Origin of the sequence: Ligilactobacillus murinus (assembly GCF_003288115.1) — a bacterium.
In the GTDB taxonomy this organism is placed as follows: domain Bacteria; phylum Bacillota; class Bacilli; order Lactobacillales; family Lactobacillaceae; genus Ligilactobacillus; species Ligilactobacillus murinus.
Window position 1 is genome coordinate 1989245 of the sequence record NZ_CP023565.1, and the last position, 25008, is coordinate 2014252.

A 25008-nucleotide genomic window follows, 5' to 3' on the forward strand; every position below is an offset into this window, starting at 1 on the left:
GATGATATTATTAGGTCTTTTTATTTTTCTAGTAATTGTAGGCTTCTTTTTAAGAGAAAATGTATTTTTTAATTTGTTAGAGATACTTGTACTGGTGGTAACTGTTGGAATTAGCATAAATATAGCTGATTTTGCAGCATATAACTCAGTATATCAATATATAGGGGCAGGGAACTTTTATCCTAATACGGGGGTTGGTTGGTGGTTTCTTTGTAAGTTGGGAAATATGGCAGGTATGACCTATGGGCAATTTAAAATGGCTATTCTTTTACTAGGTTTACTACTAATTAGATCAACTATCAAATATTTTACTAGTAATCAAAATTATATTTGGAGTCTATATATAATTTATCCCGCAATAACGGATCTGATCCAGATACGTTTTTTTATGGGGATAGCAATAATTATTTGGGCTATTAAATATTTGTTAAGAGATACAACTAAGGGATATTTTATATATTGCATGCTAGTTATAATCGCAGGACAAATTCATAACTCTGCATATTTTTATATATTTTTTATTTTTTGGAAAATAGTGATAAAAAATATAAGAGTTACAATAACTATGTTAACTGTCTTTTTGGGTATTTGCTTTGCTGAAAAAAGTATTCTTGTAAACATCATTAGCCAATTTGGTACAGGACAAGAAAATGAGTTTTATTTGAATAATACATTATATCAGCCAACTGTATCTCAAACTATATTTTTTAGTTTAATGAATGCGATGTTCATTGTGAGTGCTTTTTATATAAGGAAAAGTGTAATTTTAGAAAATCAATATGATCTGATACCTAAAGTTGAAAAAAATTATTTGGATTTCATATTAGCTGTTGATATTATGGCAATAGTAATTATTTCAATGGCAATGTTCTCCTTTACATTTTTTAGATTACAAAAACCACTTTGGATATTAAACTTTATTGATGTAGCAATTTATATGGCATATGTTAAAAAAGGAAAAGTAAGCCCAGGAATTATTATTACAATATATGCTATTTTAGGGATTATTGCGCTAATTGGAACAGAAAACTTAGCCTTGCATGATTTTTTTGGTATTCAAATATAGATAAATGGGAGACGTACAATATGAAGGTAGCTATTTTGATGTCAACGTATAATGGAGGAGAGTACCTACAGGATCAAATAGACTCTATAAAAAATCAAAGTGAGCTTAATTGGAATCTCTATATTAGAGATGATGGTTCGAATGATAATACTGAAGCTATAATAAAAAAGAATCTAGCTTATGATAGCAGGATCGAATATATGGCGGATAAAGAACAAAATCTTGGACCTAAACGTTCTTTTTTCAAAATGCTAAAAGAAATTGATGCTGATTATTATTTTTTCTGCGATCAAGATGATGTATGGAAAGAAGACAAAATTGATATAATGTTGTCATTTATCAAAGAAAAAGAAAATGGTCAACCTGTTTTGGTATATTCTAGTTTGGAGTGTGTCGATGAGGAATTAAATAGAATTAATAACGACTTTGAAGAGTTAATGGGAAAGTTAAACAACGCTAAAGATCGCTTTATTGGAAACGATATGCCGGGAGTGACTATGCTGTTCAATAAAAAAGTCAAGGACCTCTTTATGAAAACCACTAAATATGATGACATTGAGATGCATGATTGGTGGATAGCATTACTAGCAGCTAACTTTGGTAAAATTTATTTTATCGATCAAAAGCTTGTTTTATATCGCCAGCATGGAAGCAATACAGTCGGTGCTGGACACAATGGTGGAATAGTGAAAAAATTTTTCCATACAGATATTTTAAAACGACAAGAAAAATTAGTAAATGTTTCTTATAGACAGGCCAAAACTTTTTTTGAACAGTATGAGCAACAATTAGATAGTAGGAAACACAATTTACTTTTGGAGTTAGTAAATTGTGAATATAAAGGATTTCTTGCAAGGAGAAAGTTCTTTAAAACATATGATTTGCAAGGAACGAGTCCACTGAGAACTGTGGTCTACAGGTACCTATTCATTTTTAGATTGAAGAGAATTTTGAGTACAAGTTACCGCTAGTAGGATCTAAAGGTATAAGGAGGAAAAAAAGTGAACGAAATTAATAAACAGCAATTCAATATTGATATTCCACAAATTCTTAACGTGGTGAAGAAATATTGGAGAGCTTTAATTACTTGTGGTGTTATAGGAATGTTATTAGCTTTGTTAATTGCATTTTTCTTTATTACACCTAAATATAGTTCTAGTGTTGATCTTTTGGTAAACCAAAAAGCAGATACAACGCAAGCGCAATTTACAGCACAGCAAGCTGATTTGCAAGCTATCAATACGTATAAGGATGTTTTGAAAAAATCAGTTATTCTAGAACCAGTATTGAAAGAAATCAGGGAACGAGATAACTACCAAGGATCTCTTGCAACACTTCAAGGTGCAATATCAATTTCAAATGAAGCTAATTCACAAGTTGTTAGTGTTACAGTAACTGATGCTAACGCTTATGTAGCTACTGATATTGCTAACACGATTGGAAAAGTTTTTACTCAAAAGATTAAAAAGATTATGCAAGTTAATAATGTGACTGTAGTAAATAAAGCGACAGTTAATACTACACCTGTTTCACCTAACAAAAAATTATTTGCTATTATTGGATTGCTTTTGGGAATAAGTTTAGGGGTTATTTGGGCAATTGTTAAGGAAATTACTGATACGACTGTTAAGGAAATTGATTTATTAACTAATGAACTAGGTCTGACTGATTTGGGTGTTGTTTATCATATCAGTGATAATAATAAAAGGTTTAGAATCGTTAATGTCGAAGATGACTCTAATGAAGATGAACCTAACAATGATATAAGACGAGTATAAGGAGAAAAAAATGCTTTTTTGGAATAAAAAGAAACATTTGGAAACAAACAGTATGGACAATGGAGTTAATTTGATCACTGTTTCGTTACCCAAATCTGTAAATACAGAACAGTTTAATACGATAAGAACTAATATTGAATTTTCAAGTATTGATAAAGAGAGAAAGTCTTTAATGTTTACCTCTTCAATGGCCTCAGAAGGTAAATCAACGGTGGCTGCTAATACGGCTGTTGCTTTTGCACGACAAGGAAAGAAAGTTTTATTGGTGGATGCGGATCTAAGAAGACCGACTATCAATGCTACTTTTAACATACAAAATCCAGTAGGATTAACAAATTTCTTAACCGAAAAAAATTTGAATATCAATGATGCGATTTATCGTACTTCGATTAAAAATCTATATGTTATGCCTAGTGGTCCAATTCCTCCTAATCCATCTGAGTTGATTGGCTCAAAAAAAATGTCACGTGTAGTTGAGGCATTGGATAGTGCTTTTGATTTAGTTATTTATGATGCGCCACCTGTTTTATCAGTGACTGATGCCCAAATTTTATCAACTAAGGTAGATGGTACTATTTTAGTTGTACGTGAAAACAAAACTGAAAAAGTTTTAGTTAAACAAGCAGTGAGATTGATCCAACACGTAAATGGGGAAATATTGGGCGTGGTTTTAAATGATGTTCGTGGTGAAGGATCTGGATATTATGGTTATTATGGCTAGGGAGAAATTGTAAAAGACCATATAGAGCAGTTAATATGCAGTGGATCATCTACTCAGGTTGGAGTAAATGAAGTAATACCAAATTATATGTGTAGTTTGATCGTAATAACTATCACAGTTTCATAAATGTTATTAAGTAAGATAGTATTTGATTGACTAGAGAGGAATAGTAATGAATTTTGAAAAGATAGTAGATTTACATTGTCATATATTACCAGGAATTGATGACGGCTCACAAAATTTGGAAGACTCACTAAAGTTAGCTGAGGAAGCTGTACAAGACGGTGTGACGCATATTCTTGCGACCCCACATCATTTAGATAATAGATACGTTAACCACCGAAGAGATGTTGAAAATTTAGTAAAAGATTTTCAACTAGAACTAGATGATCGTCAAATACCTTTAAAAATTTTTCCCAGTCAAGAGGTCCATATAAATGGGGAACTAATACAGAAGTATGATGATCTTTTGGGTGTAGATCTCAAAAAAAAATATATGTTATTGGAATTTCCACACAGTAGTGTTCCAGCATATACAGAAAAGATAATTTTCGAATTATTGAAATTGGGTACAACGCCCATTATTGTCCATCCCGAAAGAAATAAAGCAATTCAAAATAAAACAGATATTTTATATAAATTTATTCAACAAGGTGCTTTGGCTCAAGTTACAGCGACAAGTTATATTGGCGGATTTGGTAATGATGTTGCCTCGTTATCGCGAAAATTAGTTGAACATGGCCTTGTTCAAATCGTAGCATCTGACGCTCATACTATGAAAAACAGAAATTTTGTATTAAGTGAAGCCTTATTGCAAATAGGGCAAGATTTTGGTGAACAAAAAGCGATGCAATTTGAGCAGAATGCGGAAGATTTGATCAATGGTGCGAATGTTATAGCATCTAATTATAGAAAAATTGAAAAAAAGAAACGGTTCTTTTTCTTCTGATCGTTATATTCTTAGGAGGAGTTTTGGTGTGAATGTTAGGGAAAAAGAGACTAAAATTTACTTAGATAAAGATAGAGTCCAGTCACGATGTTTTTATATTTTTACCAAAAGAGTGTTAGACATTATATTTAGTGTGATTGGTTTAATAGTATTAACACCAATCTTTTTAATTGTTTCGCTTTGGATCAAACTATGTGATAATGGACCGGTATTTTATATACAGGAACGCGTAGGGTTGAACGGGAAAAAGTTTAATATTTACAAGTTTAGGTCCATGTACGTCAATGCTGATTTATTACTTGAAAAACTTAAACAAAAGAATGAAGTTCAAGGGCCGATGTTTAAAATGAAACATGATCCACGTATTACCTCGGTTGGCAGATTTATTCGTAAGACTAGTATTGATGAATTGCCACAGTTAGTTAATGTACTAAAAGGTGATATGAGTCTAGTTGGCCCTAGACCTCCACTACCAGATGAAGTTAAGCAGTATAGCGAGTATGACTTACAACGTCTTTGGGTCGTACCAGGTTGTACAGGTCTATGGCAAGCAACTGAACGAAATAATGTGGGTTTTGATGAAATGGTTGATTTAGATTTGGCTTATATTCAAAAAAGAAGTCTGATTTTTGATTTAAAAATAATTTTATTGACGATAGGGGTTATTTTTAATCCGAATGACGCTTATTAGTATTATAATAAAATTGTTAATGTATTATAATTAGTGAGAAGACTATTGAGCTAATATGTATCTGAGAGGTAAGATAGAATGTCAGAAAATAATTCAGTGAAAAGAGCTGCACTGATAAATGCTGCAGGAAAGTATTCAAAAGTGCTAATAGCTATAATTATTAATTCGATATTGGCTCGAATATTATCTGCAGATGACTATGGTGTGGTAGCAGTAATTACAGTGTTTTCTACATTTTTTGCTACTTTTTCAGATATGGGATTTGGACCAGCTATTATACAGAATAAGAATTTAACAACTAAAGATATAGATAATATATATTCATTTACAGTATATTTATCTTTTATATTGATGATATTATTTATTGGGAGTTCTTATCCAATATCTATATTTTATGAAAATAAAGCATATATTTGGTTAGGAATATTACTGAGTTTTTCACTTCTGTTTGACTCACTTAATATGGTGCCCAATGGAATTTTAAATAGGGATAAAAGATTTATATTAATTTCAATTAGAATAATTATTGTTTATAGTATATCAGCTAGTTTGACGGTCGTCTTAGCATTGCTGGGGTTTCGGTACTATGCGTTAGCAATTCAGTCGATTACAACTGCTTTTATGACATTTACTTGGAATTATATTACTACTAGACCTAAATTTAATGTGAGATTTAAATTCAGTAGTATAAAAAAGGTGTTAAATTATTCAAGTTATCAGTTTGCATTCAATATGGTTAATTATTTTTCTAAAAATTTAGATAATCTATTAACGGGTAAATTTATGGGGGATGCAAATCTGGGTTACTATAATAAGGCTTATACTTTAATGCTGTACCCTGTTGATAATCTAACAGGTGTTGTTACCCCCGTATTACATCCCATTTTAGCGGATTATCAACGAGAGATAAAGATAATATACGATAAATATATTCGTATATTCAAAATATTATTTTGTATTGGAAATTTTGTGGCCCCATTTTGTTATTTGGCAGCAACAGAAATCATTTATATAATGTATGGTGCAAATTGGAATAAATCAGTAATTTGTTTCCAAGTACTTTCCTTAGCTATTATCCCGCAAATGTTAAATGCTATTTCGGGTGGTGTTTTTCAAGCTATAGGTGATACTAGATTATTGTTTTTAAATGGTTGTATCAATACAATTATTACTGTTATAGGAATTTTAGTAGGGATATTCTACGGTAAATCCATATTGATGCTATCTGTATGTATAGCGATCGCATATATTATACAATTGATCACAACAAGTTATATTTTGATCAAAGTGGGATTTGAATATAGAATAAGGGAATTTTTTGAGTATATTAAACACGAACTTATTATACTAGTAGGGATGATAATTGCTGTGGTGATATATAAATTTGCATTTACAAATATATTATTGTCATTTACAGTTAAGTTCTTATATCTTGGGGCTATTTATATAATTCTATTATTTGTTACAAGAGAATATAAATTGTTTGTATCGTTTATTAAAAGATAAACAGGTTTTATCATTGTGAGGTATAAAGTACTATGGGAAAGAGAATTGTTTGGTTGGATTTTGCAAAGGGTGCTACGATATTTTTAGTGGTGTTAGGTCACGTATTAGCGGCTATTTTTAATAATCTTGTTGTCGAGAGCAGTCTAGGGACGGTAGTTTTTAAATTTATAATGTATTTGGTTTTTTTGGCGATTATGCCTATTTTCTTTGCGTTAAGTGGCTATTTATATCAAAATACTCAAAATTTTGAAATTTATAGAAAAATGCTTTTAAGAAAATTGATTTCATTAGGTATTCCGTATATAGTGTTTAGTATTTTACTGGTATTATTAGCTACATTTTTTAAGCTGAATATTGCAGGTGTTTCCAGCTTAAAAGATATTATATATATCGGTGTTAGGCCAATCGCCTACCTTTGGTTTCTACAGTCTTTATTTTTAGTGTTTATGCTAGTTGGGGCACTATCATTATTAAAGATAAAAAATAGTCTACAGGTCATTATTTTATTGTGTGGCACTCTTATAGGTGAATTTATATCAGATAAACAATTTTACTTTTATGTATTCCAAACATTTTCTTGGGTACTTTGTTTTTATTTAGGATATTTAATCAAGTGCAATAAAAATTTACTTAGTAGGAAAAATGCATTAATAAGTGTCGGTTGTATAGTTGTTTCTATAATTTGGCAAATTAATACTGATCCTCAGTGGTATTTGCGCGGGGATTTTTTCACCTTTGAGAATACCATAGGTAAACTTGCTAGTATTTTCGTTTTTATGTATATATATCATAAAGTTTCTGGTAGTAATAAAGTGTCTCAGCGATTCAGTAGTTACGGCCGAGTATCACTGATAATTTATTTAGTTCATGTTCCGTTAATATCTATAATGAGGAAAACATTGATGACAGCAGGAATTACCAATGTAACAGTGATTTTTTGTGTTTGCTTTGTGGGAAGTTGGTACTTGAGTATTTTTTCCAGCTGGATAGTAGAAAAATTTAAACCGTTAGATTTTATTTTTTATCCACTAAGATATATAAATATAGATAAATTTTATAGTCGGCATCTATCCTAACGATCAGCTCCTAGTTTTGGGGAGCTTTTTTTGTATTCTTCCAAAAAAATTGCTATCTTCAACAAAAAACTTCGCGATAATGGTTAAAAATATTTTAAGGGTAATTTTTGATATTGCGTTTTCATTATTAGCATAGTATCATTTAAATATAAATAAATTAACTTAACAGGTTGCATAGTTAGTTTATATAATATATATCCTCTATTTCCCCGTGTTTGTCGCTGGTTCCGATGGCTGGGGATTTTTTAGTTACGCTATGATAGCAGTGTTACAGAGCGTTTTTTTCTAATTATTTTAACCTAACTTTTGAAAAATGTGAGCGGTCCAATTTTTTTAATGAGCCGTTTCTAATCACAAGGAAGAGGCTGTGACATAAGTCCCCAAAAAACGGTCGTAAATGGACTGGCACTATGTCCCGTCAAGTATACAGATCAAATAGATAAAAATTTTAGGCGGCTTGGTTGCGGAATTGTTCCGCGGTCAAGCCGTTTTTGCTTGTGTAAGCGCGTTTGGTATTAAAGTATTCAATGGCTCCTTTGACGAGTTGTTCTAGCTCTGCTAGCGTCTTAGGACGAGGGTGTTTGTTAATCCAGATTAGCTTGAAGTCATTCCACCAACGCTCTATGGGTGAGTTTTCCCAAGGATGACCGGGGTGCGACATACTATGAATACAATTTTTAGAGGCTAAGTAGTCGTTGAACATACTTGAGCAGTAAGCTGACCCGCGGTCAGTATGGATCATTGGTTGCGCATCAGGTTCAACCGTAAAAGCACGATTAAAGGTTTCAATTACTGCTGATGAAGTTTCTGTGTCTGAAATATTGTAGCTTAAAGCGTAACGACCATATAAATCTAAAATAACGTGTACTCGTACTTTATGAAGTGTGTGTTCGCCGTAGGCTACTTCCGTTGTGTCGGTAACCCACACTTCATTTTTAGTTTCACGGTCGAATTGTCCCTGCAATAAGTTGTCATTGATGTATTCTTCATGGCGTTGAATTCGATTGCGCTTCTTCTTCCTAATATTTGCTCTAATTCCATGCTTACGCATGCAGTTAGTTATTCGTTTTAATCCAGCGGTAAAGCTTAAACGGTTTTCAAAGCTTAACTGTGTAGTCATCGCTAAATATCCCAGCGTCCAATTATGTTCTTCTTCTAACTCTACAATCGCTTCAAGTAACTCTGCTTGCTCATTATGATATTGACTTGGCTTTCGATTGAGCCATTTGTAATAACCATCTCGCGAAGAATCAGCTATTTTACACAACTGGCTAATTGACCATCCATTTTCTTGATTTAGTTCTTTGATGGCTTGGTACCGGAGTCCTTTTCCACCTCCCGATTGCGTATTTCTGTTAATTTTTTTGCGAATGCAATCTCCATCTCTTGCTTTTCTAGCTGAGCCCTTAATAAGCGATTCTCTGCCTTGAGTCGGTCAACTTCCGTCCACTTCTCTTCTGGCTTAGCTTTGCCTCGGCGATCACGAAGTGATTCTGGGTCATTACCGCTTTTGCGATACTTTTGATACCAGCCATAAACTTGTTGGTAACTAATATGGTATTTTTCAACTGCCCAATTGTAGTTCACATCATGCTTAATCAACTCTTCAATGATAGTAAGTCGTTCTTCAAAGTCAGTCTTTCGTCCACTCATTTTTGAATCTCGCTTTCTTGGCGTATAGGCCTTTAAGTTAGATTCATTATACTGCATAATCCAATCTGATAGTTGTGTTTTGGACTTTAGCCCATGCTTGATCGCGAATATTTCAAGCGACGCGTCTGATTTTTGATACTGTTGGACCAAAGATAATTTAAATTCCTTTGAATATCTATGATTATTGTGAGTAGATCGTAAGCCATCAATGCCCTGATATTCATATAGATACCCCCAAGTTCTAATAGTTTTCTTGCCCACTGCATACTTTTTAGCCACCTCACTAATATTAGAACGGGTTAGTTCATTTAGTATAGCTAATTTTTGTTCTGCACTGTATTTTGATTTTCTAGACATATAAAATACCCTCCAAGTATAAGATGAATTTTCTATTTCATCTGTATACTTAGAGGGCATTATAGCCACTTTAAAAATTGTTCATTTACGACCGTTTTTGTATACTATAAATAAAAAAGGACATCAGAACTCCCCTGATGCCCTATAGTCTACCCCCCTCAAAAAAGAAAGGAGATAAACCCATGCATAGTAATTATAACATAAATCAACTCAGTTTGAACATGGCGACCTTCTATGAACCTGAAAAAAATCATCAAGCACACTACATACACCATTTAGTCGAATCTATTGATTTTGATGACTCTTATACCTTTGGGCGTCCTTTCGAATATGAACCTCGGGTCTTACTCAAGTTAGTTCTTTTGGCATATAGTTATGGTATTTTTTCTTGTCGAAAGATCGAACGTTTTGCTCGGGAAAACGTTGTTGCCATGTGGTTGACTCAGGAAGCCCAACCTACTTATCGTACTATTGCTCGCTTTGTTGTCTCTGATACTATTGAGATGATGCTAAAAAGTTCGTTTTCTGAATTTAGAGAATATTTGCGAAAAAATGGGCTCATTGATGAGGCTGTGTTTATTGATGGTACTAAGATTCTTGCTAACGCAAATAAATACTCGTTTGTTTGGAAGAAAAATACTATTCGCTATGATGATTTAAATCGACAAAAAGCTAAAAAGTTATTGAAAGAGATCAAAGAATCGATCGTCAATATTGATTTTGCTGATGATCTGACTGTTGATCAACTTGATGAGATATGTGCCCGATTGGAACAACGAATTGAATATTTGAATGAAAAAGTCGAAGAGACTAAGAAGATCTCCCCTAATCCTGCGAAGCAGGAACGACGGACGGCCAAGAAATACTTAAAACAAACACGCGAGCGCAAACAGAAAAACTCTAAATATGCTGAACAGTTTGCCATCGTTGGCGAGCGAAACAGCTATTCTAAAACTGATAATGACGCCACTTTTATGCGTATGAAAGAAGATCCAATGAAAAATGGTCAAACCAAACCTGGCTATAATCTCCAAGTCGCTGCTAATAATCAATTTGCTTTGGACTACACCCTCGCACCTAATCCGACTGATATGCGTACTTTGATCCCATTTTTAGAAAAGATGGATGCAGATGTTATTCAAGGTCCGATAGTTGCTGATGCTGGTTATAGATCTGAACCTAACTATGAATTTATCGAAGATAAATTCGGAGTGTTTGATTACCTTATTCCATATAATACGATGTTAAAGGAAGAAACCAAACGTTGGAGATCAGATGAGCGCAAAGTGATGAATTGGCATTATAACGCTGAAGATGATTACTATATAGATCCAAAGAATGTTCGTTTTAACTTTAAACGCTATGCATATCGCCATGATACATATGGTTATAAACGAAATTTTAAAGTATATGAAGCTGAAAAATTCGATGAAGATCGTAAAGAAGATCCAAATGCATTGACCAAAAAAGGAAACGTCAGAAAGATCTATATCAATCCACAATGGGAATATTTCAAGGGGAAAGTAAAAACAAACCTTTCAAATACTGAAAAAAATAAGATCTATCGTAGAAGAAAGTATGAGATCGAACCTATTTTCGGTAATTTGAAGGCTTATTTGGGTTTTACTAGATTTACCGTACGAAGTAAGAAAAAGGTAAATCGACAAATGGGGATAGCGTTAATGGCATTGAACATGTGGAAAATGTCCACTAGTAGTTCAAAAATATCACCAAATAATAAAAACAAAAAGAAGACCATCCGAATTTTTCAAAATTTTCAAAAAATTCGAATGGTCTTCTTTAAAGATAGAGACTTATGTCACAGCCTCTTTTACTAAATTAGTTATTTTGTAATATCGCCACCGACATATTTTTTAGAGATCTCTTTTAATTTGCCATCTTTGCGGAGCTTATCGAGCGCCTTATCAACGCTCTTTTGTAATGCTTTATCTTTTTTAGACATCAAAGCACCGATCTTGGCTGGATCTTCTTCTTTGGAAACATCAGTTGCTTTAAAATCTTTAGTTGAGTGGTCTTTTTTGTAGGCATACCAAGCAGACATCGAGTTGATCGCACCTTTTGCACGGTCTTGTTTGATCAGGTCAAGCGAAGTGGTAAAGTCAGAAGATGGAACGACTGTTGCTTTATATTTTTTAGCGATGAGCGCATTGTCAGTCCCAGTCCCAGCTGCGATCTTTTGCCCCTTGATCTGTTTTAACTTAGTCAGATCAGTTCCTTTTTTGGTGATCAAAGCAAAGTGTGAGTAGATATAAGGCTTAGAAAAGAGGTATTTTTCTTTCCGTTCTTTGGTGATCGTTACGTTGTTTAAAACAACATCATATTTACCCGTATCAAGACCTGCGATCAAGCCATCCCACTTAGTAGGAACAAATTTAGCTTTGAGCCCCATTTCCTTGGCGAGTTGTTTACCTAATTCGACTTCAAAGCCAGTCAATTTGCCGTCCTTACGGTAAGAATAGGGAGCAAAAGTTCCTTCTAATCCAATGGTCAAAGTCCCTTTTTCCTTTAATTCTTTAGTTGTTTGTGCCGGAAGCTTTTCAGCCGCTGAAATGTGTTGGGGCTTTACGGCGTTCAAGGCAAAAGTCAAACCTAGGACACCTGCGACAGCTAAGATATTTTTAAATGTTTTTTTCATGATAAAGTCCTTTCGTTAATTCAAGTTATCTAATGTCATAGCACTGATGAATTCCTTGATCCGTGGATCTTTTGAATTGAAAAAGTCATCTTTTGACCCTGAGAAATTGATCTGCCCGTCTTCGATAAAGAGGACCTTATCGGCAACGTGGCGCGCAAATTCTAGGTTATGGGTCACGATGATCAGTGACTGCTTTTCGGATGCTAATTCTAAGAGCACTTTTAAAACTTCGAGCTCTAATTCAGGGTCAAGCGCACTAGTTGGCTCATCTAAGAGAATATAACGCGGGCGCATCGCTAGTGAACGTGCGATCGCAACGCGTTGGGCTTGACCACCGGATAGTTGGTTAGGATAGGCCGTAGCTTTTTGTTTGAGTCCGACTTTATCCAATAGTTCTAAAGCGCGTCTTTTAGCGGTCTGTTTATCTTCTTTTAAGACGTGGACTGGTCCTTCCATGACGTTTTTTAAGACCGTCAAATGTGGAAAGAGGTTATAGTCCTGAAAGACCATTTCCGTTTTTTGGCGAACGGCTAAGATCTCTTTTTTAGTGATCTTTTTGGCAAAATCAAGCTCGATCCCATCACAATCATAGGTTCCGCTCTCAGGTCGTTCAAGTAAGTTCAATGAACGTAATAGTGTCGATTTACCTGAGCCAGAGGGCCCCACCAAGACCGTCGTTTCGTGGTCGTTAAATTCAGTTGTGATATTTTTGAGCACCGTTTGTGTGCCAAAAGTTTTAGTTACATCTTTTAGTCTCAACATAAGTTATGCCTCCCTATACTTGGGGCTTGAGGTAACGGGTCGTCACCTTCTCAAGCCAACTTTGAACAAACGATAATATCGTACATAAAATCGCGTATAGAGCGGCCACCGTACAGTACATTACTAAAGGTTGATAGTTTTCGGCTGCGATCTGTTGACTGACTTCAAACATTTCAACGATCGTGATCGTCGAAGCAAGTGAAGTATCTTTGACTAAGCCGATAAAACTATTTGACAGCGGCGGTAACGAGACGCGCGCTGCTTGCGGAATGATGATCCTAAAGAGTGTCTGGAAGCGTGTCATTCCGATCGCTTGAGCGGCCTCCCATTGCCCCTTAGGAATGGATTCGATGGCTGCTCGGATCGTTTCGGAGGCATAAGCGCCAGTATTTAACGTAAAGACGATGATACCTGCCGTAAATGGTTCGAGCTTGATCCCGTCAGGAAAGACGCCCTTGATCGTCAAATATGGAAGTCCGAAATAGACGATAAATAATTGAACGATCAAAGGAGTGCTCCGGAAAAGCCACACATAGAATCTAAAAATTGCTTTGATAATCAAAAATGGACCCTTAGTCTGTGAAATACGGATCAAAGCCGTGATCAAAGCCAACACGAGCCCTAGGGCAAACGAGATGACCGCAAGCGGGATCGTATATTTGATCCCCGCACTGATCAGTTCCGGCAATGATGACCAAACTGTGTGCCACATTTTATCCACCACCTTTAAAAAATGTACTTTTAGTAAGTTAAGACCACTTAAATTGTACGTGGTTTCAACTAAATAAGCAATAGTAAAAGCCTAATTACTTAAAATAAGTTATTTTTGGTAAAAAGATAACTATAGTTTCGTTCCTCTTTCCCCGATAAGCTTAATTAATGTTAAAATTAAGGTAACTAAACAAAAGTGGGTGATCAGATGTTTCCAGAAAGACTACGGGCTTTAAGACTAGGGGCAGGGCTATCGTTAAGCGAATTAGCCCAAGCGTTAAATCAAATGGAGGTCTCATATAGCAAACGCAACAAAACGATCTCACAGATCGGAAAATGGGAGCGAGGTACGACCACACCATCCTATCTGGAAGTTTTGCAGTTAGCACAATATTTTCAGGTATCACTAGATTATTTAAGTGGGCGTTCTTTTGACAATTATGATCTTAATGAGTTATTTGCTTCCAATGCGCAATTATCATTTCAACAACAAAAGCTGACAGCTAAGACACGTGGTGAGATCTATGCCTTGATCAAAGGTTATTTGAATCAGCCAACTGCGACAAAGCAAACGACTGAAGAGATCAGCTTAGATCTAGGGTGGGACCACATTGAAGATAAATAGAACTATTATAAAAAATATTGCTTTAAATTTTATTGGTGCACTCATCTATGCGTTAGCGATCAATTCTTTTTTGATCCCGAGCAAGTTAGGTGAAGGTGGTGTGACGGGCTTGATGACGATCTTTTATTACTGGATCGGTTTTCCCCCAGCACTGACGAACCTGATCTTAAATGGGATCTTATTATTTGTGGGCTGGAAGATGTTGAGTAAACAGACGGTGCTATACACGATCGTGGCGATCGCTAGTATCTCTTTTTGGCTCAAACTCACCAGTCAGATCCAGTTCAAACTTAACGATCCACTCGTAGCTGCGATCATTGGTGGTGTTTTGAGGGGGATCGCAATGGGCATTATCATGAAAGGTGAAGGGACTACGGCGGGCAGTACGATCTTGGCTAAGATCATGAATAAATACTTTGGGATCAAGACTGGTTCAGCAATGCTAGGCTTTGATCTGATGGTAGCCGTCCCCTCATTTGTCTTGATCGGTTTTGAAAATATGCTCCTGACGATCATTGAATTATACATTTCAGCAGTAGTTTTAAATAAAATGTTAGAAGCATTTATTGCCAAACGGGCTTTTACGATCATTTCAGACAAAAGCGAAATGATCGCGCAGGCGTTGTCAACGCTTAACCAAACAGGGATCACGTTATTGGATGGTCATGGCTATGTCAGTGGGCAACCAAAAAAGATCATCTATTGTGTTTGCCAAGCTAAATTGCAAGTCAAGGTCATGGATAAGATCGCGCAGATCGATCCTAATGCCTTTGTGGTCTTAGACGAGGTCAGAAGCGCCTATGGCAATAACTTAATTAAATTATTATAAAAATTAGTTGACATTGCTCTAATATGTTTGTATTATGAATAGCAACAGAAGTCGTAGAAGTAGTCCTATCATCTGGGAGTCAGAAAGCTGGCGGTCGATGCGAGCCAGTCAGGGTGGTAGGTACCAAATATAGACGACGTGATTCTGAACGGCAGACCGGACCGTTATCGCACCGGTGAAAGTGAAGTGAGTTTTATTACTCACTTAAGCTGGGTGGTACCACGGTTTATTTAAGTCGTCCCTTTTTTAGTTAAAGGGGCGACTTTTTTGTGGTCAGTCAAGAATTTAGGAGGAAAATTTATGCACAAATGCGGTGGACTTTTGCGCTATCTGCGTAACGAGAGGAATTTGAGACAACGTAGATAATTTTAGATCCGGGGGAATAATTAAGATGAAAAAGATAAATTTTGGAGAAGCAATTATTATTTTAGTTTTGATGTTAGCTATTTTAGGGACTGGAGTCATCGGGTTTGGACTCTCGCCACAAGTACCAGTTTTATTTGTGGTCGCTTTATTAATTGCATGGGCTAAGGTCAAAAAAGCAACTTGGGAGAAAGTTCATGATGGGATCACGGAAGGTATCACGACAGCGATCATTCCGATCTTTATCTTCTTGTTGATCGGGACTTTGATCGCGGTTTGGATCAAGGCCGGTATCATTCCGGCCTTGATGGTCTTTGGCTTTAATAGCTTGAGTGTTAAATTTTTTGTGCCCTCGGCCTTTATCGTTTGTTCGTTGGTCGGATTATCGATCGGGAGTGGTTTTACTACGATCTCAACGGTCGGGATCGCGATCTTAGGAATGGGCATGACAATGGGCTTAGATCCAGCTTTAGTAGCAGGTGCGATCTTATCAGGTGCGATCTTTGGCGATAAGATGTCGCCTTTGTCTGATTCGACCAACTTGGCTTCGGCGGTGGCGGGTTCTGAACTTTTTGCCCACATTAAAAATATGATGTGGACAACGATCCCAGCCTTTTTGATCTCTTTAATTGGCTTTTTAGCACTCGGACATGCCAGCAAAGCTCCGGATATGACACGGGTCAACGAAACGATCAATATTTTAGAGCAACATTTCACGATCAATTGGTGGGCTAGTTTGCCGATCATTTTGATGTTTGTCTGTGCATGGTGCAAGATCCCAGCGATCCCGACTTTGTTTATCAATATTTTCGTTTCAACAGTGATGATCTTTATCAATGATCCACATTTTACGATCAAACAATTAGCTAGCTTGGTGGAAACTGGTTTTGTTGCCCAAACAAAAAATGCCGATGTAAACGCACTGTTGACGCGGGGCGGGATCTCCAACATGATGGGGACAGTTTCATTGATCATCATGACATTGGCTTTAGGTGGACTTTTGATGAAATTTGGGATCGTCGCAGCTGCGATGGATCCATTAGCTAAGAAATTAAATACACCAGGCAAATTGGTGACGATCACGATCTGTTCTGGGATCGCGATCAACTTATTTGTCGGCGAACAATACCTCTCTGTGATCTTGCCAGGACGTGCGTTTAAAGGTGCATTTGAACGTTTGAAACTCGATCCTTTGAGCTTGAGTCGGGTCTTAGAAGATGGCGGAAGTGTGATCAACTACCTGATCCCTTGGGGCGTGGCTGGGTCATTTGCGGCTTCGACATTAGGTGTCTCGGTCTTAGCTTTCTTACCATTTACCTTCTTTAGTTTGTTATGTCCAGTCTTTTCGATCTTAAGTGGGATCACTGGTATTGGCTTGAAGTGGCAAAAAAAGGCAGCCTAGAAGTTAATTGATTTTACAAAATTTTTCGCAATATGCTAGGATAAAAGACGAAGAACAAATTAATAGAGAAAGCGAAGAGAAAAAGTGGATATCTTAACTAAATTATATGGTCCTTTTTTTGATGTAAACAACTGGAAGACAGTGATCGAATCTGGTGAAGACTGGATGATCATCTTCTCCTTAGTTTTGATCGAATGTCTATTGTCCGTCGATAATGCGATCGTGTTAGCAGCCCAGACCCAAAAACTACCTGATAAAAAACAACAAGAAAAATCACTTTTCTATGGTCTTTGGGGCGCTTATATCTTCCGTTTCGCCTTGATCGGGGTCGGATCTTATCTGATCCACTTCTGGGAGATCAAAGTGCTGGGGGCAGGTTATCTGATGTATCTATCGCTCAACCACTTTTATCGGATGAAGTATCCAGAGCGCGCTAAGCGGAAAAAAGGTAAAAACAAAAAACCGATCTTACCCTTGTTTTGGTCGGTCGTGATCTCGATCGAATTGATGGATATCGTCTTTTCGATCGACTCGATCTTAGCTTCGTTAGCGATCTCACCTAATCCAGTTATCGTCTTGATCGGTGGCTTGATCGGGATCTTATGTATGCGGGGGATCGCAGAAGTTATCATGCGCCTGATCGATATCGTACCGGAATTAGAAGTCATGGCATACTTTTTGATCGGGCTGATCGCGATCAAATTATTCTTAACGATCCCAATGATCGATATCGAGATCCCGGCTGCGGCCTTTGGGATCGTAGTCTTGGCCTCGGTCGTGGTGACTTTGATCGTGCATAAAGTTAGAAATTAAGAGGAAGTTACATGTTATTACAGCGGTTAGATTTTTTATTGCCGTATACAGTCAAACGCTTGACCTCAGCTGATGTAGATGAGATCTTGGCTTTACAAGCTAAACATTTAGAATACCATCAGCATTATCAAACAGATCAAGTGACTAAAGAAGATGTTTTAGCTGAGTTAGAAGCATTGCCCCCAAAAGCTTTACCAGAGCAAAAGTTTTATCTGGGCTTTTATGTTAAAGATGAGTTAGTGGTGTTAGTAGATCTAGTGTTAGATCATCCCAAAGCTAATTGTGCCTGGTTGGGACTAGTGATGACCGAAAAGACAAAGCTACGGCAGCATTATGCTACTAAAGTTTTGACGGCACTTAAAGCAGCGTTGAAGCGTGAAGGTTACAAAGAGTTACTGACTTCATCAGCCTTATCAGATGTAAATGCACAAGGCTTTTTGAATGCCTTAGGGTTTGAACAAGGAATGGTGACTTGGGTATATGACCCTAAACTAGGCCGTGATATCCAAGTCGTTCTTCGAGGGATCGAGTTATAATTAGGTATTTGAGGTGATGATTTGAACTCGGAAACATTTGCACAAAAAACGGCACAAGGTTTGGTCTTAGTTGATTTTTATGCCGACTGGTGTGGCCCTTGTAAGTTACTTGAGCCGGTATTAAAGACTTTGGAGCAGGAATTTGGTGAACAGATCAAATTTGTCAAAGTCGATGTCCAACAAGACCAAGATCTGGCTGTGGCCAATAATGTGATGAGTATTCCAACGATGCTATTATTCGTCGATGGAGTTGCAAAAGAAAAATTGACGGGTTATAAGCATTTGGCGGATATGCATCAATATTTGACCAGTAAGCTCGAACAATATAGTTAGACAAAAGAGGCTGCAAAAACTTGTAGCCTCTTTTGTGATAGAATAATAGTAATTACTTTTTACAATAGGTGTCTTAATAAAATGAAAATAGCGATTTTAACGGATAGCTCAGCTGTGATCGATGCTGATGCTGCCGCGAATTTAGATATAAAAATATTAGCTCTACCGTTACTTTTGGGACAAAAGGTGTATTATGAAGGCCAAGATCTCCGTGATGGTGAACTTTTTGACCTAGTGAATGACTCTAAAGAAACCCTAAATATTGCTTCAGTCTCGCGCAAAACGCTTGCCCAACAGATGCAGACCTTAGCTGATGCTGGCTATACTGACGTGATCTGCATCTATTTAGCCAACGGGATCAATGCTTTAGATGAAAATTTGCGCACTTATGCTAAAGCTGAAGCACGAGCTTTAAATGTGCATTTGTTTGATTCACATACAACAGGGCTGGCTCAGGCAAAATTAGTGCGTCAGGCTGCTAAACTAGTCAAGGCAAATGAAGATGTCGCCCAGATCTTAGCTAAGTTAAGTGTGATGCGTGATAAGACGCAGACCATTGTGATCGATGATATTCGTAATCTACGTAAGACAGGTTATGTCTCAAATGGGACGCCAGTCGTTGGTAATGCTTTATTACACTTAAAGACGCTACTGGAATTTACAGATGATGGCAAATTAGCGGTCTTAGATACGAGTGTTCGGATGAAAAAGGCTTATCATAAGGTGCTCGAACAGATCAATAGTAGTGGCCAAGTAGTGACTGATCTCATGTTGATGTGTGATGAAGCTTCAGCTGAGACAGCCAATAAGTGGTTGCAAAAATTTCAAACAGATCTCCCAGAAACAAAACTTGAGATCGCTCGGCTCAAACCATCGATCAGAGCGCATGTGGGTGAAAAGAGCCTTTTAGTCAGTTGGATCTATGCTTAATGAAACAAGGTATATAACAAGGGCCCATCACGATAGAGCATATCGTGGTGGGCCCTTATTTGTCTGGCAGTTTAGCTTAGAGAGATATTTTGCTAAGAAAAAAGTCCCTGACACTGAGGGACTTAAAAGTTATTTACCAACGCTCCAGCCACCATCGATCTGCATGACTGAGCCGTGGATATAATCGGCGACTGGACTGGCTAAAAAGAGGCTCAGTTCAGCCACTTCACTGGGATCAGCCCAACGTTTAGCGGGAGTGTTTTGGGCGACTTCTTTTGCCATCATGGCATCACCTAAAAAATCGGCTTGATTCATTGGGGTCTTGATCGCTCCAGGAGCAATACAGTTGACCCGAATACCTTTGGCGGCGTAGTCAAAAGCTAATTGTTTGGTATAGCCGATGATCGCATGCTTGCTGGCGGTGTAAGCTGCTCCGCCTCCACCTGCGATCAAACCTGCGATCGAAGCCATATTGACGATCACACCATGTTTTTGAGCTAACATCGTCGGTAAGAGCGCATTGGTCAACAAAAAGATGCTCTTTAGATTCGTATCAAAGATGTTATCCCAAAGTGCTTCGGTCGTTTCTAGACTAGGTGTATAAGCATCTAAGATCCCAGCCGTATTGAGTAAGATATCTACTTGAGTGGTATGCGCTAAGATAAAGGTGGCTAACTGTTTGATATCAGAACTTTTACGCACATCACAGGGATAGAAATAAAAGTTAGTCGGATAAGCTTGCTTAAGGGCAATAAGCTCAGTATTTTCAACTAGATCGGTCCCAAAAAAGGTCACCCCTTGTGCTAAAAAAGCTCGTGCTTGAGCTAAGCCGATCCCAGAAGCTACGCCAGTTCCAACGACGACTTGTCCAGCTAATTGAGGATAATTTGTCATTAGTCTACCAATTCCCAGTCAGTTGCTAAAACATCGCATGAAGTCGGCATGAATTGTGAAAGGGATGGTTCTTCTTTAGTTTTGATCATGAGATAAGGGTTGATCTTTTCACCGTTTAAAGTATCATCCTTAACCACAAAGATATATTCTTCACTGCCGCCCCAACCAACGGTCCGGACGGCTTTTTGGCCTGCTTTTAAAGCCGGTAAAATTTCTTCAAATGTCATTTAAAAATACCTCGTTATTTTGTTAGATCAATTGTTTGGCTTAAGAAATAGACTAAAACTGCCCCGAGAGTCATCGAAATAAATTCGCCGATCCCGACAGAAAGATAAGTTGCCCAAAATGGTAAGTCACTTACATAGTGTAATTCTAAAGCAACGCTCCAAGACATCAGTGAGCATATAATGACACAGATGGTCAACTTAAGGGGCACTGATCTGATATTGCGTGTTGCCCAATAGCTAAGGCTAGTCATCACCAAAGTTCCCAAAGTACCAAAGATCACATCAATGATCCCTAGGGGTGATTGAAGATTGGCGAGCGCACAGCCTAAAGTTACCGCCCAAATATAACGCTTGTTAAAAACGCTCAAATTATTGAACAATTCTGAAAAGCGCAGTTGAACAGCACCAAAGCTCAAGGGGTTGATCAAAGTAAAGGCAACATATAAAGCTGCGACCATCCCAGCCTTAGCCAGCTGGACGGTCCGAGTATGTGTTTTGGTCATAAAATGTCTCTCCTAGTTTTTTATTACGGTGGGATGGTTGCGAACCACCAATGTATTAGTATAAGAATTTTTTTCATGAAAAGCAATTATATTATATGGAAAAAGTAAAATGACTGCTATAATAAAAACATATTGGGCATTAATATAGTATTACTTTTATTTTTAGTGCAATGGTTTTATTGTGAAAGGAAGTTAAGGATGGATTACAGGAGAAAAAAAAGGGCCTTATCACATTATCGTAAAGCCAATAAAAAACGTTTTTTATTAGCTTCGAGTGTAACAATGATGGCTTTTTCAACGGGGATGTACACTACACAAGTCGCTAAAGCTGACCAAACAGAAACGACTACGCAAGTTCAACAACAGACAGTAGAAACAACGCAAGCTACTACTGAAGAAAAGACGAAGCTAACCCTGAACACAGAAAATAGCTCGCAAAAAACAGCTGCTGAAAACGAGGGTCAAACAGAAAATGACACTACAGTTACAACTACTGCAACAGAAAATATGCAACTCCAAGATACTGAGGAGAGTAAAGTAACTGACACTACACAAACAGTTGAGGCCAAGGCTGAACCAACTGAAACAGAAACTAATAAGCAAGAAAATGTAACTACACAGCTGACAGATAAAGCACAGACTACAGTTGAGGCTGATAAACAAGAAACACAACAAACAACACAACCGACGGCTTCAAATGAAGTAACAGCAATGCAAGAAACAGCAACAAAAAATACTTTTACGGTCCAAACAGCTGCTTTTACACAAAATGTGGCTAATAATGTAGCTGTTTCACTTGCAGCAACTCTGACCCCAGATCACTTTAATATCGGTGATAGCAATTATACGCGTGCCGATGCTGTCGATCTTGCTTCTTATCAATCGTGGTTGACACAAGCTGACTTTAATAAATTAAAACAACTGGGTGTCAAAACTGCGATCGTTAAAATTACTCAGGGTACAGGGTATGTTAACCCTGCAGCAAGTAAGCAGATCGAATATGCCCGTAAGGCTGGTTTAAATGTCGCTGTCTACCACTATGCGACCTTTGATAACACAAGTGCAGGTCATGCTGAAGGGCAACATGCAGCCAATACGATGCAAAACTTTGGCTTGAGCAAGGATACCTTGATCTTTGCAGACATGGAAGACGAGAGTACATATAGTGTGAATGCACAAGCCAACTTGAATCGTTTTTGGAGCGCTTTGTCAGCCAATGGTTTTACTAACCATGCAGTTTATACTGGTGGTAGTTATCTTTATCGTGATGCAGTGATCGCAACCGTCGGACGTGATAGAACATGGATCGCCCAATATCCATATACTCCAGCCCGTGGGGGGCATTATGAACAACAGTGGCGTAATGCTGGTTACGGTGCTTGGCAATTTGCTTCAACAGCATATATTCCAGGGCGAGAATCCATGGGGTCATTAGATGTTTCGCACGACTTTACAGGCTTGTTGACGACTCCTGTCAAAAATCAAGAAGCAGGTAACTTTGATGAGATAACGTTGAATGGTAACGGTATAAATATTCGTGGTTGGCATGCAGCTGATCTATCCGCTTCACGTGGTCATGCTTATGTGATCGTTTATGATAAGTCAGCTGGCAAAGAATTGGGACGGGTCGCATATACCCCAACGTATCGACAAGATGTAGCTAATAGCTATGCCAAAAATATCTATAATGCCGCAAATAGTGGCTTTAATGTCAACTTTTCTTTGGCTGGGATCGATATTTCAGGGCATGAATTACAATTTATCGCGCGTTATTCAGATGCAGCTAATGGCGAAGGTAATCATACAGATATGTGGAGCAAAGGCTATGTCTTATTGAAAAATGAAGTCGGCAATTTTGATGAAGTCAAGGTCGTCGGAGATCAATTGCATGTGAGTGGTTGGCATGCAACTGATCGCGACCTAAACGGGGTGACCTCAAGTTTGCAGATCATTGATAACCAAACAGGACGTGTTTTGCGGACGGTAAATTATTCTGCAGTTGCTCGCCCAGATGTAGTGAAAAATGGTTATGCTAGCTATAAAAATGCTGCTAATAGTGGCTTTGATGTCTATATTCCATTGAATGGGTTAGATATCTCTAACATCAAAGTTGTTGCTAAGTATGGTTCGATCGCAGCTTTGAGCTCAAGAGACTACCATTTTGACCACGAAGCTAATTACTTTGATGATATTTCGATCAGAAATGGTAATCAATTACATGTGAGTGGTTGGCATGCAGCTGATAGAGCAACGACGCGGCCACATACGTTCTTGATCGTCTTTGATAAAACAGCTGGACGTGAATTGGCACGGGTCAGCTATACAGCATTAGACCGTAATGATGTGGCTAATAGTTTTGCTGGTGGGATCTATCAGGCGGGTAAGAGTGGCTTTGATACGGTGATCTCATTAGGCAATGCGGATATTACTGAACATGAATTACAAGTCGTTGCTCGCTACTCTGATGTAACTAATGGTGAAGGAAATCGGACCGATGCTTGGAGTCGTCCGATCGTGGTCGCTAAACGTGATACTGGTTTCTTTGATGAAGTGAGATTGGTAAACGACAAGTTACACGTTCGTGGTTGGCATGCTTCTGATCGTGTTTCTGCAAATACCGTAGCGAATATTGAAGTGATCGATACCAAGACAGGTCGGGTCTTACGCAGTGTCACTTATACGCCAGATCTACGCCCGGATGTTGCTAAAAATGGTTATGCTAGCTATAAGAATGCGACAACGAGTGGTTTTGATGTCTATATTCCGGTCGCAGGCTTGGACATCTCTAACATTACGTTAGTTGCTAACTATACTACTAATAGCTGTACAACTAAAATTACGTCTAATAATCGCAATTTTGAGCGTAATGATGGATATTTAGATAAGTTCTATATCGATGGAAATAATGTGGCGCATGTGAGTGGCTGGCATGCTACTGATAAAGCGACGACTAAACCGTATGCTTTTATCATTATCTATGATCAAACAGCACGTAAAGAATTAGGACGTGCTAAGTACACGCCAGTATCACGGCCAGATGTCTTGCATAGTTACGCTGGAGGGACATATAATGCAGGAAATAGTGGTTTTAGTGATGTTAAATTGAATTTGGGCAAAAATATCCTTAAAGGTCATAGCTTGCAAGTAATAACACGCTATACCGATGATCTAAAAGGTGATGGCACTTACACCGATATTTGGTTTCCAGCTGTGAGAGTCTAATTAGGTAATATAGTTTTAGTAGATCATAGAGCTAGAAATAATGGCGGAGAAAAAACAGGCTAAACTGATATGCTCCTTCTAGAGTGGACACAGAAACAAATAAAATTTCTGAGTATCCGTTAATTGATATCGACAACTTCGTATAGCACTTCCTACAGAAATCGTGGGGAGTGTTTTTTATGTGCAAAAAAACTGGTATGGAATTTCCATTCAACCGAAAGTGTACACCCTTTTTTAGATATTATAACTCAGTTTCTCTAGTCAGACTCTAATTATATTAAAGGTGGAAGTTGTTAAAAATAGTCGTATTTCTTGCGCACAATGTAATCGATTTATTAGTGCAGTTAGTAAAGATTAAAGTAGAGGGTATAAATGTTGAAAAAAAGATAAATTGGCTTTATAGTA

Annotated in this window: 25 protein-coding genes and 1 riboswitch; of the genes, 17 read left to right on the top strand and 8 right to left on the bottom strand. The window is 37.4% G+C overall.

Annotated features, from left to right (window positions below):
- The first annotated feature begins 1 nt into the window (after window position 1).
- From CPS94_RS09705 to CPS94_RS09740, 8 genes are all read left to right on the top strand, one after another.
- On the top strand, window positions 2-1066 hold the full coding sequence (locus tag CPS94_RS09705) for an EpsG family protein (protein ID WP_112194075.1): 1065 nt from the start codon (window positions 2-4) through the stop codon (window positions 1064-1066).
- 20 nt (window positions 1067-1086) lie between these two features.
- A complete protein-coding gene (locus CPS94_RS09710; protein WP_112194078.1) occupies window positions 1087-2037 on the top strand; it encodes a glycosyltransferase family 2 protein in 951 nt (316 codons plus the stop codon).
- Between the two features lie 30 nt (window positions 2038-2067).
- A complete protein-coding gene (locus CPS94_RS09715; RefSeq protein WP_112194080.1) occupies window positions 2068-2844 on the top strand; it encodes a YveK family protein in 777 nt (258 codons plus the stop codon).
- A gap of 10 nt (window positions 2845-2854) precedes the next feature.
- Window positions 2855-3565, top strand: coding sequence for a CpsD/CapB family tyrosine-protein kinase (locus tag CPS94_RS09720; RefSeq protein WP_112286482.1), 711 nt, complete (start codon window positions 2855-2857; stop codon window positions 3563-3565).
- A 172-nt stretch (window positions 3566-3737) separates the two neighbouring features.
- Window positions 3738-4514, top strand: coding sequence for a tyrosine-protein phosphatase (locus tag CPS94_RS09725; protein WP_112194084.1), 777 nt, complete (start codon window positions 3738-3740; stop codon window positions 4512-4514).
- A gap of 28 nt (window positions 4515-4542) precedes the next feature.
- The gene (locus CPS94_RS09730) at window positions 4543-5205 is read left to right on the top strand and encodes a sugar transferase (protein ID WP_112194086.1); all 663 of its coding nucleotides are present in this window, start codon (window positions 4543-4545) and stop codon (window positions 5203-5205) included.
- Between the two features lie 78 nt (window positions 5206-5283).
- Window positions 5284-6711, top strand: coding sequence for a lipopolysaccharide biosynthesis protein (locus tag CPS94_RS09735; RefSeq protein WP_112194088.1), 1428 nt, complete (start codon window positions 5284-5286; stop codon window positions 6709-6711).
- Between the two features lie 32 nt (window positions 6712-6743).
- Window positions 6744-7787, top strand: a complete 1044-nt coding sequence (locus tag CPS94_RS09740) for an acyltransferase family protein (RefSeq protein WP_112194090.1) — start codon at window positions 6744-6746, stop codon at window positions 7785-7787.
- 448 nt (window positions 7788-8235) lie between these two features.
- On the opposite strand, the gene CPS94_RS09745 is transcribed toward CPS94_RS09740, so the two are convergent.
- Window positions 8236-9198 (bottom strand): IS3 family transposase, encoded by a 963-nt coding sequence (locus CPS94_RS09745; protein ID WP_309299713.1) that lies wholly within the window; start codon window positions 9196-9198, stop codon window positions 8236-8238.
- Complete coding sequence (locus CPS94_RS09750) at window positions 9084-9797, bottom strand: helix-turn-helix domain-containing protein (RefSeq protein ID WP_004048385.1); 714 nt, start codon at window positions 9795-9797, stop codon at window positions 9084-9086. Before CPS94_RS09750 ends, CPS94_RS09745 begins: the two co-directional genes overlap by 115 nt.
- A 182-nt stretch (window positions 9798-9979) precedes the next feature.
- On the opposite strand from CPS94_RS09750, the gene CPS94_RS09755 reads away from it, so the two are divergent.
- A complete protein-coding gene (locus CPS94_RS09755; protein WP_112194092.1) occupies window positions 9980-11635 on the top strand; it encodes an IS1182 family transposase in 1656 nt (551 codons plus the stop codon).
- 5 nt (window positions 11636-11640) lie between these two features.
- Here the strand turns inward: CPS94_RS09755 and CPS94_RS09760 are convergent, their stop codons facing one another.
- The 3 genes from CPS94_RS09760 to CPS94_RS09770 are packed head-to-tail and all read right to left on the bottom strand — an operon-like array spanning window position 11641 to window position 13927.
- Entirely contained in the window at window positions 11641-12453 is an 813-nt protein-coding gene (locus tag CPS94_RS09760) for a transporter substrate-binding domain-containing protein (protein ID WP_112286483.1), read from the bottom strand.
- A 15-nt stretch (window positions 12454-12468) separates the two neighbouring features.
- Window positions 12469-13215 (bottom strand): amino acid ABC transporter ATP-binding protein, encoded by a 747-nt coding sequence (locus CPS94_RS09765; RefSeq protein ID WP_112194097.1) that lies wholly within the window; start codon window positions 13213-13215, stop codon window positions 12469-12471.
- Between the two features lie 13 nt (window positions 13216-13228).
- The gene (locus CPS94_RS09770; RefSeq protein WP_010690249.1) at window positions 13229-13927 is read right to left on the bottom strand and encodes an amino acid ABC transporter permease; all 699 of its coding nucleotides are present in this window, start codon (window positions 13925-13927) and stop codon (window positions 13229-13231) included.
- A 207-nt stretch (window positions 13928-14134) separates the two neighbouring features.
- Here CPS94_RS09770 and CPS94_RS09775 point away from each other — a divergent pair, with 207 nt between their 5' ends.
- The 7 genes from CPS94_RS09775 to CPS94_RS09805 all read left to right on the top strand — a co-directional run bounded on the left by CPS94_RS09775 (window position 14135) and on the right by CPS94_RS09805 (window position 19757).
- Window positions 14135-14551, top strand: coding sequence for a helix-turn-helix domain-containing protein (locus CPS94_RS09775; RefSeq protein ID WP_004050903.1), 417 nt, complete (start codon window positions 14135-14137; stop codon window positions 14549-14551).
- On the top strand, window positions 14538-15380 hold the full coding sequence (locus CPS94_RS09780) for a YitT family protein (RefSeq protein WP_191981809.1): 843 nt from the start codon (window positions 14538-14540) through the stop codon (window positions 15378-15380). Before CPS94_RS09775 ends, CPS94_RS09780 begins: the two co-directional genes overlap by 14 nt.
- Before the next feature lie 391 nt (window positions 15381-15771).
- Window positions 15772-17145 (top strand): Na+/H+ antiporter NhaC, encoded by a 1374-nt coding sequence (nhaC, locus tag CPS94_RS09785; protein ID WP_112194099.1) that lies wholly within the window; start codon window positions 15772-15774, stop codon window positions 17143-17145.
- Between the two features lie 84 nt (window positions 17146-17229).
- The gene (locus CPS94_RS09790; protein ID WP_004050899.1) at window positions 17230-17958 is read left to right on the top strand and encodes a TerC family protein; all 729 of its coding nucleotides are present in this window, start codon (window positions 17230-17232) and stop codon (window positions 17956-17958) included.
- Window positions 17959-17969: 11 nt separating this feature from the next.
- On the top strand, window positions 17970-18494 hold the full coding sequence (locus CPS94_RS09795) for a GNAT family N-acetyltransferase (RefSeq protein WP_112194101.1): 525 nt from the start codon (window positions 17970-17972) through the stop codon (window positions 18492-18494).
- Window positions 18495-18515: 21 nt separating this feature from the next.
- On the top strand, window positions 18516-18827 hold the full coding sequence (gene trxA, locus CPS94_RS09800) for a thioredoxin (protein WP_112194103.1): 312 nt from the start codon (window positions 18516-18518) through the stop codon (window positions 18825-18827).
- Between the two features lie 81 nt (window positions 18828-18908).
- Window positions 18909-19757, top strand: a complete 849-nt coding sequence (locus tag CPS94_RS09805) for a DegV family protein (protein ID WP_112194105.1) — start codon at window positions 18909-18911, stop codon at window positions 19755-19757.
- A gap of 129 nt (window positions 19758-19886) precedes the next feature.
- Here the strand turns inward: CPS94_RS09805 and CPS94_RS09810 are convergent, their stop codons facing one another.
- The 3 genes from CPS94_RS09810 to CPS94_RS09820 are packed head-to-tail and all read right to left on the bottom strand — an operon-like array spanning window position 19887 to window position 21381.
- Window positions 19887-20651 carry a 3-oxoacyl-ACP reductase gene (locus CPS94_RS09810; RefSeq protein ID WP_004050895.1) on the bottom strand — a complete coding sequence of 255 codons (765 nt, stop codon included), beginning with the start codon at window positions 20649-20651 and terminating at the stop codon, window positions 19887-19889.
- A complete protein-coding gene (locus CPS94_RS09815) occupies window positions 20651-20878 on the bottom strand; it encodes a DUF2829 domain-containing protein (protein ID WP_056958533.1) in 228 nt (75 codons plus the stop codon). Before CPS94_RS09815 ends, CPS94_RS09810 begins: the two co-directional genes overlap by 1 nt.
- Before the next feature lie 14 nt (window positions 20879-20892).
- A complete protein-coding gene (locus CPS94_RS09820; RefSeq protein ID WP_056958535.1) occupies window positions 20893-21381 on the bottom strand; it encodes a QueT transporter family protein in 489 nt (162 codons plus the stop codon).
- Between the two features lie 6 nt (window positions 21382-21387).
- Window positions 21388-21435, bottom strand: a riboswitch (PreQ1 riboswitch).
- A gap of 144 nt (window positions 21436-21579) precedes the next feature.
- Here CPS94_RS09820 and CPS94_RS09825 point away from each other — a divergent pair.
- Entirely contained in the window at window positions 21580-24603 is a 3024-nt protein-coding gene (locus CPS94_RS09825) for a GH25 family lysozyme (protein WP_112194107.1), read from the top strand.
- Window positions 24604-25008: the final 405 nt, after the last annotated feature.